The 12,343-nt window shown below is 55.4% G+C and carries 9 protein-coding genes, 1 tRNA gene and 1 rRNA gene; 2 read left to right on the forward strand and 9 right to left on the reverse strand.

Annotated features, from left to right (window positions below; genetic code table 11):
* Window positions 1–49 precede the first annotated feature (49 nt).
* A tRNA-Glu gene (locus GVO84_RS22570) sits at window positions 50–125 on the reverse strand.
* Between the two features lie 85 nt (window positions 126–210).
* Window positions 211–1,752 (reverse strand): 16S ribosomal RNA (locus GVO84_RS22575).
* Between the two features lie 454 nt (window positions 1,753–2,206).
* On the opposite strand from GVO84_RS22575, the gene GVO84_RS22580 reads away from it, so the two are divergent.
* Window positions 2,207–2,914 (forward strand): FadR/GntR family transcriptional regulator, encoded by a 708-nt coding sequence (locus GVO84_RS22580; protein ID WP_023309775.1) that lies wholly within the window; start codon window positions 2,207–2,209, stop codon window positions 2,912–2,914.
* Window positions 2,911–4,344 (forward strand): multidrug transporter subunit MdtD, encoded by a 1,434-nt coding sequence (gene mdtD / locus GVO84_RS22585; RefSeq protein WP_121423341.1) that lies wholly within the window; start codon window positions 2,911–2,913, stop codon window positions 4,342–4,344. The genes GVO84_RS22580 and mdtD overlap by 4 nt, the downstream gene beginning before the upstream one ends.
* On the opposite strand, the gene rbsR is transcribed toward mdtD, so the two are convergent.
* From rbsR to kup, 7 genes are all read right to left on the reverse strand, one after another.
* Window positions 4,310–5,302 carry a ribose operon transcriptional repressor RbsR gene (gene rbsR / locus GVO84_RS22590; protein WP_121423342.1) on the reverse strand — a complete coding sequence of 331 codons (993 nt, stop codon included), beginning with the start codon at window positions 5,300–5,302 and terminating at the stop codon, window positions 4,310–4,312. The two genes, mdtD and rbsR, sit on opposite strands and share 35 nt — an antisense overlap.
* Before the next feature lie 3 nt (window positions 5,303–5,305).
* Window positions 5,306–6,235, reverse strand: a complete 930-nt coding sequence (gene rbsK, locus GVO84_RS22595) for a ribokinase (RefSeq protein WP_121423367.1) — start codon at window positions 6,233–6,235, stop codon at window positions 5,306–5,308.
* Between the two features lie 106 nt (window positions 6,236–6,341).
* The gene (gene rbsB / locus GVO84_RS22600; protein WP_023333911.1) at window positions 6,342–7,232 is read right to left on the reverse strand and encodes a ribose ABC transporter substrate-binding protein RbsB; all 891 of its coding nucleotides are present in this window, start codon (window positions 7,230–7,232) and stop codon (window positions 6,342–6,344) included.
* A gap of 27 nt (window positions 7,233–7,259) precedes the next feature.
* Window positions 7,260–8,225 (reverse strand): ribose ABC transporter permease, encoded by a 966-nt coding sequence (gene rbsC, locus GVO84_RS22605; protein ID WP_006808742.1) that lies wholly within the window; start codon window positions 8,223–8,225, stop codon window positions 7,260–7,262.
* 4 nt (window positions 8,226–8,229) lie between these two features.
* On the reverse strand, window positions 8,230–9,735 hold the full coding sequence (gene rbsA / locus GVO84_RS22610; protein ID WP_023333912.1) for a ribose ABC transporter ATP-binding protein RbsA: 1,506 nt from the start codon (window positions 9,733–9,735) through the stop codon (window positions 8,230–8,232).
* Window positions 9,736–9,742: 7 nt separating this feature from the next.
* Window positions 9,743–10,162 carry a D-ribose pyranase gene (gene rbsD / locus GVO84_RS22615; protein WP_003862392.1) on the reverse strand — a complete coding sequence of 140 codons (420 nt, stop codon included), beginning with the start codon at window positions 10,160–10,162 and terminating at the stop codon, window positions 9,743–9,745.
* 226 nt (window positions 10,163–10,388) lie between these two features.
* On the reverse strand, window positions 10,389–12,257 hold the full coding sequence (gene kup, locus GVO84_RS22620; RefSeq protein WP_121423344.1) for a low affinity potassium transporter Kup: 1,869 nt from the start codon (window positions 12,255–12,257) through the stop codon (window positions 10,389–10,391).
* Window positions 12,258–12,343: the final 86 nt, after the last annotated feature.

Raw genomic sequence — 12,343 nt, forward strand, 5'->3', positions numbered from 1 at the left:
TGAGTTTTGAGATATTAAGGCAGGTGACTTTCACTCACGAACCAGCAAGTGGCGTCCCCTAGGGGATTCGAACCCCTGTTACCGCCGTGAAAGGGCGGTGTCCTGGGCCTCTAGACGAAGGGGACACTGAAGTCTCAATCGCAAGACGCCTTGCTATTTACTTTTCATCAGACAATCTGTGTGAGCACTACAAAGGCAGGTTCTTTAAGGTAAGGAGGTGATCCAACCGCAGGTTCCCCTACGGTTACCTTGTTACGACTTCACCCCAGTCATGAATCACAAAGTGGTAAGCGCCCTCCCGAAGGTTAAGCTACCTACTTCTTTTGCAACCCACTCCCATGGTGTGACGGGCGGTGTGTACAAGGCCCGGGAACGTATTCACCGTAGCATTCTGATCTACGATTACTAGCGATTCCGACTTCATGGAGTCGAGTTGCAGACTCCAATCCGGACTACGACGCACTTTATGAGGTCCGCTTGCTCTCGCGAGGTCGCTTCTCTTTGTATGCGCCATTGTAGCACGTGTGTAGCCCTACTCGTAAGGGCCATGATGACTTGACGTCATCCCCACCTTCCTCCAGTTTATCACTGGCAGTCTCCTTTGAGTTCCCGGCCGAACCGCTGGCAACAAAGGATAAGGGTTGCGCTCGTTGCGGGACTTAACCCAACATTTCACAACACGAGCTGACGACAGCCATGCAGCACCTGTCTCAGAGTTCCCGAAGGCACCAATCCATCTCTGGAAAGTTCTCTGGATGTCAAGAGTAGGTAAGGTTCTTCGCGTTGCATCGAATTAAACCACATGCTCCACCGCTTGTGCGGGCCCCCGTCAATTCATTTGAGTTTTAACCTTGCGGCCGTACTCCCCAGGCGGTCGACTTAACGCGTTAGCTCCGGAAGCCACGCCTCAAGGGCACAACCTCCAAGTCGACATCGTTTACGGCGTGGACTACCAGGGTATCTAATCCTGTTTGCTCCCCACGCTTTCGCACCTGAGCGTCAGTCTTTGTCCAGGGGGCCGCCTTCGCCACCGGTATTCCTCCAGATCTCTACGCATTTCACCGCTACACCTGGAATTCTACCCCCCTCTACAAGACTCTAGCCTGCCAGTTTCGAATGCAGTTCCCAGGTTGAGCCCGGGGATTTCACATCCGACTTGACAGACCGCCTGCGTGCGCTTTACGCCCAGTAATTCCGATTAACGCTTGCACCCTCCGTATTACCGCGGCTGCTGGCACGGAGTTAGCCGGTGCTTCTTCTGCGGGTAACGTCAATTGCTGAGGTTATTAACCTCAACACCTTCCTCCCCGCTGAAAGTACTTTACAACCCGAAGGCCTTCTTCATACACGCGGCATGGCTGCATCAGGCTTGCGCCCATTGTGCAATATTCCCCACTGCTGCCTCCCGTAGGAGTCTGGACCGTGTCTCAGTTCCAGTGTGGCTGGTCATCCTCTCAGACCAGCTAGGGATCGTCGCCTAGGTGAGCCGTTACCCCACCTACTAGCTAATCCCATCTGGGCACATCTGATGGCAAGAGGCCCGAAGGTCCCCCTCTTTGGTCTTGCGACGTTATGCGGTATTAGCTACCGTTTCCAGTAGTTATCCCCCTCCATCAGGCAGTTTCCCAGACATTACTCACCCGTCCGCCGCTCGTCACCCGGAGAGCAAGCTCCCCTGTGCTACCGCTCGACTTGCATGTGTTAGGCCTGCCGCCAGCGTTCAATCTGAGCCATGATCAAACTCTTCAATTTAAGTTTGATGCTCGTGAATTAAACTTCGTAATGAATTACGTATGTTCACTCAGAGACTTGGTATTCATTTATTGTCCGAAGACATTAAGAATCCATGTCACTTTGAGTGCCCACACAGATTGTCTGATAAATTGTTAAAGAGCAGTGCCGCTTCGCTTTTCGCAGCGGCGCGGGGTGTGCATATTACGCCTTCCCGCTTCAGAGTCAAGCGTTTATTTTCGCTTTTCTCTGCTGACCCGGCGGCGTGTGTGCCGTTGTTCCGTGTCAGTGGAGGCGCATTATAGGGAGTTATTCCGACGTGACAAGAGGAAATTTAAAAAAAGATTCCGTCCGCGTTTTTTTTCACCAACAGAGGTGAAATCAAGCTACAAATTGTTCTATTTGATGTATCTGCAACCACAATCACATTCGAGGTGGCATAATTATCAGCATGAATCTTTAAGGAATAAAAGCGATGCCATTAAGCGCACAACAGCTGGCCGCCCAAAAAAACCTGTCGTACGTGCTGGCAGAAAAGCTGGCTCAGCGGATTTTAGCGGGTAAATATGCCCCGGGTAGCATTCTGCCGGGTGAGATGGAGCTGGGTGAGCAGTTTGGGGTGAGCCGTACCGCCGTGCGCGAAGCGGTGAAAACCCTAACGGCAAAAGGTATGGTGCTTCCGCGTCCTCGTATTGGCACACGTGTGATGCCACAGAGTAACTGGAATTTTCTCGATCAGGAGCTGCTCTCCTGGTGGATGACGGAAGATAACTTTCATCAGGTCGTCGATCACTTTCTGGTGATGCGCAGCAGCCTTGAACCTCAGGCATGTCTGCTTGCCGCCACGCTAGGAACAGCAGAGCAGAAAGCGCAGCTTAACGCGCTGATGGAAGAGATGGTGTTCCTGAAAAAGCACTTCAACCGCGAACGCTGGGTTGAGGTCGATATGGCCTGGCATGAACACATCTATATGATGAGCGCCAATCCGTTCCTCACCTCTTTTGCCTCTTTATTTCATTCGGTGTATCACACCTACTTTACCTCTATTACACAAAACGAAGTGGTAAAACTGGATTTGCATCAGGCGATAGTGGATGCCATTCAGGAAAGCGACGGGCAGAGAGCCCTGAGTGCGTGCCAGGCATTGCTGGCCGCGCCAACCCACCAGCAGGTAAATAAATGACAAAGAAAAAAGCGCGCAGCATGGCCGGATTGCCGTGGATTGCAGCCATGGCGTTTTTTATGCAGGCACTGGATGCCACCATCCTCAACACAGCGCTTCCCGCTATTGCGCAAAGCCTTAACCGCTCCCCGCTGGCGATGCAGTCCGCCATCATCAGCTACACCCTGACGGTCGCAATGTTAATTCCGGTCAGCGGCTGGCTGGCCGACCGCTTTGGCACCCGCAAAGTTTTCATGCTGGCCGTAACGCTCTTTACGCTCGGTTCGCTGGCCTGTGCGCTCTCCTCATCCTTAACGGAGCTGGTTATCTTCCGCGTACTACAGGGCATTGGCGGCGCGATGATGATGCCGGTGGCGCGCCTTGCCTTGCTGCGAGCCTACCCCAGGAGCGAACTGCTTCCCGTGCTCAACTTCGTCACCATGCCGGGACTGGTCGGCCCGATTCTAGGCCCGGTACTCGGTGGCGTGTTTGTCACCTGGGCAAGCTGGCACTGGATCTTCCTGATTAATATTCCGATTGGCGTTGCGGGGCTGCTGTATGCCCGCAAATATATGCCGAACTTCACCACGCCAAGGCGCAGCTTCGATATGGGCGGCTTTTTCCTGTTTGGCCTGAGCCTGGTGTTATTCTCCAGCGGGATGGAGCTGTTTGGCGAGAAGATCGTCGCAACGTGGATGGCGCTCTCCGTTATCCTCGGCGGTATTCTGCTATTCCTTCTTTATATACGTCACGCGCGCCGTCACCCGACGCCGTTAATCTCCCTGGGACTCTTTAACACCCGAACGTTTTCCGTAGGGATTGCAGGCAACATTGCGTCTCGTCTGGGAACGGGTTGCGTACCGTTTCTGATGCCATTGATGCTGCAGGTGGGTTTCGGCTACCCGGCTCTGATTGCCGGCTGCATGATGGCGCCCACGGCAATGGGCTCGATCCTGGCAAAATCAACCGTGACGCAGGTGCTGCGCTGGTTTGGCTATCGTAAGACGCTGGTTGGCGTGACGGTCTTTATCGGTTTGATGATTGCCCAGTTCTCGCTGCAGTCCGCCGCGTTGCCCGTCTGGATGCTGATCCTGCCGCTGTTTGTGTTGGGCATGGCGATGTCGACGCAGTTCACGTCGATGAACACCATCACCCTCGCCGATCTGACTGACGAGAACGCCAGTAGCGGCAACAGCGTGCTGGCGGTAACGCAACAGCTGTCGATCAGTTTAGGGGTTGCCGTGAGTGCAGCGGTGCTGAGGTTTTATGAAGGTTTTGACAGCGCAAATACCGTTGAGCAGTTCCACTATACCTTTATCACCATGGGCGCACTTACCGTGGTATCGGCGCTGGTCTTTATGCTGTTAAAACCGAAAGACGGCCGAAACCTGATTAAAGAGCGTCACAAAGAGAAAGCTAAACCGAACCGCGTTCAATCAGAACAGGAGTAAGCTGCAGGCGTTGCTGCTGCAGCGTGGGCTGCGCCATACGGTGGATCAACACATCGATGGCCAGCTCGCCCAGTTCATCTTTTGGCTGATGGATCGTGGTCAGCGGCGGCGTCATGTAGCTGGCCAGTTCGATATCGTCATAGCCAATCACCGCCATATCATCAGGCACGCGTAGCCCAGCCTGATACAACGCCTGGTAGGCACCAAACGCCATCGCGTCGTTACCAATAAACACCGCCTGCGGACGCGGCTTTTGCGCCAGCAGTTTCTGCATCGCCTCGAAACCGCCGTTAAATTCAAAATCACCGGTGATTCGATAGCCCTCAGGAATGGCAAGCCCCGCCCGTTCCATGGCAGAGAGATACCCTTCCAGACGCAAACGCGCCGGAGTTTTATCCAGCGGCCCCGTAATACAGGCGATGCGAGTGTGTCCTTTATCAATCAGATGCTGGGTCGCCATATCGCCGCCCAGCAGGGAGTTATCCTGAATCAGATCGCTGGTTCCGTCGAACGGCGCCCAGTCCATCATCACTGTGGGAATCGAGGGATAGCGCTGGATGATCTCTTTCGAGGGCTGGTGCGTTTCGGTGCAGAGCAGGAGTAGCCCGTCGACGCGTTTTTGCATCAGCGTCTCCAGGTTACGATTCATGCGCTGCTCGTCACCCTCGGTATTGCACAGCACAAGGCTGTAGCCACGCTCGAAGCAGCTGCGCTCCACGCCGCGAACCAGTTCTGAATAAAAGGGGTTGGTACTGGCGGTGATCAGCATACCGATGGTGCGCGTCTGGTTGAGCTTAAGGCTGCGGGCCAGCGCAGACGGCGCATAGTTGAGATCTTTTACCGCAGCTTCAACTTTCTCCCGAATCGCCTCGCTGACGAAGCGATCGTTGTTTATAACGTGAGAGACCGTCGAGGTAGAAACGCCCGCCATGCGGGCGACATCTTTCATTGTGGCCAAGCGTTACCCCTGCTGACTTAAAAATTCATCGATCTCTTTACGCCACGGAACGGAAGGCTGTGCGCCCTTGCGCGTCACCGCAATCGCGGCGGCAGCGTGTGCGAAGCGGATAGCATCATCCATTCTTTTGCCTTCCAGCAGCGCGGTCACCAGTGCACCATTGAAGGTATCTCCCGCCGCGATGGTATCAATCGCTTTGACCTTAAAGCCCGGCACGCGGCGGCCTTCGCCATTGACGCTTGCCCACACCCCACGGCTACCCAGGGTGATAATCACGGTGCCGATGCCCTTATCGTGCAGCGCACGCGCGGCGCGCGCGGCATCGTCATCATTTTCAACGCGAATGCCCGTCAGCTTTTCGGCTTCGGTTTCGTTCGGCGTAATGATGTCCACCAGCGCCAGCAGCTCGTCTGATAATACACGGGCTGGAGCAGGGTTAAGTACGACAGTGGTATGATTTTCATGCGCAATTCTGGCAGCGGCCAGCACGCTTTCAACCGGTGACTCCAGCTGCATCAGCAGGGCTTCGGCTCCGCCGATGATTGCACGTTGCGCTTCTACGCGTTCCGTCGTCAGCGCAGCGTTAGCGCCAGCATGAATACCGATAACATTCTCACCTTCAGCGTTGACGAAAATCAGCGCCACGCCGGTCGATTCCCCTGCGACAACGCTGACCGGTGCGATATCAATGTTGTCGCTCGCCAGCTGCTTGCGTACGCGCTCACCGGTATCGTCATCACCCGTGCAGGCGATAAACGCAATGTTTGCCCCGCTGCGACCGGCGGCGACGGCCTGGTTTGCACCTTTACCGCCGAAGGCCACCTGATACTGGTTACCCGTGACGGTTTCGCCCGGTGTAGGGAATGATTCAAGGTTAAGAATGTGATCGGCATTGATACTGCCAAGGACGACGAGGTTGCCTGCGGTTTTCATGGTTGGGTTGTCCATCTGAGAGCGCCACCGGTGTTACCCGGTGGCGTATGCCACACTTTTCTTTATTGGTGTCCCTCAGGCAGCCAGCGACTGCCTGATTCGCCTTTTACTGCTTGATGACCAGCTTCAGGTCAACCGGGTATTTGGCCTGAACTTTTTCGCCCTTCAGCACTTTGTCGGCAGTTTCAACGCCAGTGGCGCCAATCTGCTCAGGCAGCTGAGCGATGGTCGCAGCCAGTTTGCCATCGTTTACTGCTTTTTCACCATCCGGCGTGCCGTCAAATCCGACAACCATCACATCAGATTTACCTGCGGTCTGCAGGGCTCGCAGCGCGCCCAGCGCCATTTCGTCGTTCTGCGCGAATACCGCCTGCACGTCAGGGTGCGCGGTCAGCAGGTTCTGCATAACGTTCAGACCCTTAGTACGGTCGAAGTCTGCCGGCTGGCTGGCCAGCACGTTGAATTTGTGTGCAGCCACAGCCTGCTGGAAGCCTTCACCACGCTCGCGAGCTGCGGAAGTCCCGGCAATCCCCTGCAGTTCGATAACCTTCGCGCCTTCGCCGGCTTTCTTCGCGATGTAATCACCCGCGATTTTGCCGCCCAGTACGTTATCAGAGGCAATGTGGCTGACCACTTCACCTTTAGACGCCTGACGGTCCAGGGTAATTACCGGGATCTTCGCCTGGTTTGCCATCTTCACGGCGTTACCTACGGCATCGGAATCGGTTGGGTTGATCAGCAGAATTTTGGTGCCACGAACGGTTAAGTCCTGAACGTTAGCCAGCTCTTTCGCCGGGTTGTTCTGTGAATCCAGAACCACCAGGTTGTAGCCCAGCTTGTCCGCTTCTTTCTGCGCACCGTCCTTCAGGGAGACGAAGAACGGGTTGTTCAGGGTAGAGACAACCAGCGCGATGGTGTCTTTCGCCATGGCGTTAGCACTTACGGTTGCGCTCAGCGCGACAGCAGAAACCAGGGTAGCCAGTTTTTTCATGTTCATATCTAAGATGTCCTGTAGTGTCGTCAGTTACTGTTTTTTGTTGTCTACCAGTACCGCCAGCAAAATCACCACTGCCTTAACGATCATCTGGTAATAGGAGGAAACACCTAACAAATTCAAACCATTATTCAGGAAACCGAGAATCAGTGCGCCGATCAATGTCCCAACAATGCGACCTTTACCGCCCGCAAGACTCGTACCGCCCAGAACCACTGCCGCGATAGCATCCAGCTCATATCCCGTACCCGCCGTCGGCTGCGCGGAGGAGAGGCGCGCCACTTCGATGATGCCCGCCAGTGACGCCAGCAGACCGCACAGGGAGTAAACGATAATTTTGACTTTATTAACGCTGATACCGGACAGGCGCGTTGCCGCTTCGTTACCGCCTAGCGCATAGATATAACGGCCCAGACGGGTGTGGTGCAGCATGTACCACGCCGCCAGGAAGACGATAGCCATGATCCAGACCGGCGTCGGGACACCCAGCGGGCGACCGATACCGAACCAGCCAAACAGATCCGCGTTATCGGTAAAACCGGTATTGACCGGGCTGCCGTTGGTGTAAACCATGGTCACACCGCGCAGCAGCAGCATCATCACCAGCGTGGCGATGAACGCCTGAACGCGGCCTTTTGCCACAATCACGCCGGTTACGGCACCAATCGCCGCGCCTGCCGCCAGGGCAGCGGCCACGGCCACCAGCGCGTTGACCTCAATGCCGACAATCGAAGCGGCGATCGCACCGGTGAGCGCCAGCAGGGAACCGACGGACAGATCGATACCCGAGGTCAAAATCACCAGCGTCATGCCGACCGCCATAATGGCGTTCACCGACGTCTGCTGCAGAATGTTGAACAGGTTATTAACGGTGAAAAAGTTTGGGCTCATGGTGGACACAATCGCGATCAGCACCAGCAGGGCAATCAGCGATTTTTGTTCCATCAGCCATGCCTTTGTGAAATAGCGGCGACCAGAAACAGCCTGGGTAGTCATCTTCTTACTCCTGATTCACGCGATTAAGCTTGCCCACAGCGGCAGCCATCAGAACTTCCTGGGTGGCCTGCTCGCGAGTGAATTCACCGCCGAGATGCCCTTCATGCATGACGATAATGCGATCGCTCATGCCTAATACTTCTGGCATCTCGGAAGAGACCAGAATGATGCTCAGACCGTCGGCCTTAAACTGGTTAATCAGCTGATAGATCTCTTTCTTCGCGCCCACGTCTACGCCGCGGGTTGGTTCGTCGAGGATCAACACTTTCGGGCGCGTCATCAGCCCGCGCGCAATCGCCACTTTCTGCTGATTACCGCCGGATAAGAGGCCAATCGCCTGCTCCATCGATGGGGTTTTGACGTTGAAGAGGCGGATAAAATCGCTCACCGCCTGCTGCTCATCTTTATGCTTCAGGCTACCGCCGCTACGGCTGAAATAGCGCAGCGCGGTCAGGGACATGTTCTCTTTTACCGACATCCCCAGCACCAGACCGTCGCGTTTACGGTCTTCGGAGATATAGACGATGCCGTTCGCCAGACCATCCTGCGGAGAGCGGGTGACCACTTCATGACCGTCGAGGGTGACATAACCGCTGGTGCGCGGCAGTGCGCCGTACAACACTTTCATCAGCTCGGTACGTCCGGCACCCATCAGGCCCGCCACGCCCAGGATCTCGCCCTGGCGCAGGGTAAAGGTCACGTCGTTCACGCCCGGACCGCAGAGGTTATCCACCTTCAGGCGGATCTCACCCGGCGCTTTATCCAGATGCGGATACTGATCTTCGAGCTTACGTCCCACCATCATTTCGATAAGCGTATCTTCGGTCAGCGTGGCCACTTCGCGCTCGGCAATAAACTGCCCGTCGCGGAAGACGGTGACGTCATCGCAGATTTCGAAGATCTCTTTCATGCGGTGAGAGATATAGACAATCCCGCGCCCCTGCGACTTCAGCTCGCGGATCACGCGGAACAGGGATTCGGTTTCGGTATCGGTCAGGGCGTCGGTTGGTTCATCCATAATGATGACCTTCGACTCAAAGCTCAGCACCTTGGCAATTTCCACCATCTGCTGATCGCCAATGGAGAGATCGCCCACCAGACGGTCGCTCTTAAAGCGCAGGTTCAGCTTCGCCAGCAGTTTGTCTGCTTCGGCATACATGGTTTTCCAGTCGATTTTGCCGAACCGGTTAACAAACTCGCGGCCGAGGAAGATGTTTTCCGCAATGGTGAGCTGAGGGATGAGGTTCAGCTCCTGGTGAATAATACCGATGCCCGCTTCCTGAGAGGATTTCGGGCCGGTGAAGGTGGTCTCTTTGCCCAGCCAGACGAGTGAACCGGCATCGCGTTGGTAGATACCGGTCAGCACTTTCATCATGGTGGATTTGCCAGCACCGTTTTCGCCCACCAGCGCCATCACGCGCCCGGGGTAGACGTTCAGCGCCGCGCCGGAGAGGGCTTTTACGCCCGGGAACGACTTATCGATCCCTTTGAGTTGCAGTAATGCGTCCATGATGGCCTCAGAAGGTGACGCCAGCACAGAGAATGATATTCGCATACGGGGAACACTCCCCGCTGCGAATCACCGCCTGACTGTCTGCGGTTTGTTGTTTGAACTGCTCGTGCGTTGTGTAACGAATTTCTATGGTGTTTCCCTGGTGTTGTTGCAGTTGCTCAATGTGGCTGAGCAACGTTTCGTGGAGTTGCGGATTATGTTGTTTGATTTCCGCCGCGAGAATGGCCGCCTCAACCTGCATCTCCGCGGTCACGACTTCCAGTACCTGCATAAACGAAGGAACACCCTGCGTTAACGCCATGTCGATACGGGTTGTGCTACGCGGAACCGGTAAGCCTGCATCGCAAACCACCAGCGTATCGGTATGCCCAAGACGGGAAATAACCGATGAGATTTCTGAGTTGAGAACCGTGCCTTTCTTCATTTTCTTGCTCCACTAGCGAAACGTTTCGCTAAAAGTAGTGTAGCCCCAGAAATGTTCAGAAAACCATCATGACGTAACAGATTTGTGATCGACGTCGAAACGTTTCGCTAAGTGAAATGGAATGGAGGTAAATGCAAAACGGTAACCCCAAGGTTACCGTTTTTTATGTTTGCGCCCTCTCCCTGTGGGAGAGGGTCGGGGTGAGGGCATCAGGCCGTACAAAGACTTAGATCTCGACCTGCGTTCCCAGCTCAATCACGCGGTTAGGCGGGATCTCAAACTGGTCAGGCGCACGCAGGGCGTTACGCTGCAGGATGAGGTACAGCTTGCCGCGCAGGCGCAGATACCACGGGCGCTTGCCGATGATCAGCGACTCGTGCGACATAAAGAACGACGTCTCCATCATCCGACAGCTCAGCCCTTCCAGGCCACAGCGGTGGAACACCTCTTCCACGTTTGGCGTTTCACGCCAGCCGTAGCTTGCCACCACGCGCCAGAAGGTCGGCGACAGCTGCTCAATCTGCACGCGACGGACGTTATGAACATACGGCGCATCTTCGGTGCGCAGCGTCAGCAGGATCACGCGCTCGTGCAGCACTTTGTTGTGCTTGAGGTTATGCATCAGCGCGAACGGAATGACGTTCAGCGCGCGAGACATGTATACCGCGGTCCCCGGCACGCGAACCGGCGGGGATTTCTCCAGAGAAGCGATCATCGCCTCCAGAGAGTTCCCGTGCTCATGCATGCGGCGCAGCAGGCGGAAACGCTCGCTTTTCCAGGTGGTCATGACAATAAACATCACCAGACCCAGCGTCAGCGGCAGCCAGCCACCGGAGACAATTTTGTCGAGGTTCGCAGAGAACAGCGGCACGTCGATGCACAGGAAGCCCACCAGAATCATCGCCACGAGGAATTTATTCCAGTGCCAGTTTCGGTACGCCACCGTGGTGGAGAGAAGCGATGTCAGCACCATCGTACCGGTTACGGCAATACCGTACGCCGCCGCCAGGTTACTGGAGTGCTCGAAGCTGACGATAACAATGACAACTGCGAAATAGAGCAGCCAGTTAATGAACGGGATGTAAATCTGACCCGACTCCATCTCTGAGGTATGGATGATGCGCATCGGCGAGAGATATCCCAGACGCACGGCCTGGCGCGTCAGAGAAAACACGCCGGAAATCACCGCCTGAGAGGCAATGACGGTCGCCAGCGTCGCCAGGATCAGCATCGGCACCAGCGCCCAGTCAGGCGCCAGCAGGAAGAACGGGTTCTTGATCGCTTCCGGGTTTTTAAGCAGCAGCGCACCCTGACCGAAGTAGTTCAGCACCAGCGACGGGAGCACCACAATAAACCATGCCACGCGGATAGGCAGTTTCCCGAAGTGGCCCATGTCAGCATACAGCGCTTCCACACCGGTGATGGAGAGCACGACGGCACCCAGCGCCACGAAGGAAACCACTTTGTATTCGAGGAAGAAATGCACGGCCCAGTAAGGGTTCAGCGCCTGCAGCACTTCCGGGTTCGCGATAATGCTGCGCAAGCCAAGCGCCGCCAGGATCAGGAACCAGGCCAGCATAATCGGAGCAAACAGTTTGCCCACCAGCCCGGTGCCGTGCTTTTGAATAGCGAAAAGCAGCGTCAGGACAATGATAGCGAGCGGAACCACCCACGTATCCAGCTGTGGCGCGATAATCTCCAGCCCCTCTATCGCCGACAGCACCGAGATAGCCGGCGTTATCACCACTTCCCCGTAGAAGAAACTGCCGCCAATCAGGCCGATTATGACCAGCACTGAGGTCATTCTGGCCGAGGTATTGCGCCCGGCAAGGGACATCAGGGTCAGGATCCCACCTTCACCTGCGTTATCTGCACGCATAACGAAGGAGAGATATTTAACGGAAACCACCAGGATCAGCAGCCAGAAAATGAGGGACAGGAAGCCAAACACGGCATCGCGTTCAACACCAAAGCCAAACTGGCCGGACAGACATTCACGAAGCGTATAAAGCGGGCTGGTGCCGATATCACCGTAGACAACCCCGATCGCCGCAAGCGTTATTGCGGGTAATGATTGCTTATTATCAGTGCTCATAGACTAGTCTTTTCGTTTAAATAACAAATGTGTTCCTGGTCCCTTGGCCCACAAAAAGCGCACAGTATGCACGATTCATTGCAAAA

Origin of the sequence: Enterobacter sp. SM3, assembly GCF_009811935.2 — a bacterium.
In the GTDB taxonomy this organism is placed as follows: domain Bacteria; phylum Pseudomonadota; class Gammaproteobacteria; order Enterobacterales; family Enterobacteriaceae; genus Enterobacter; species Enterobacter asburiae_D.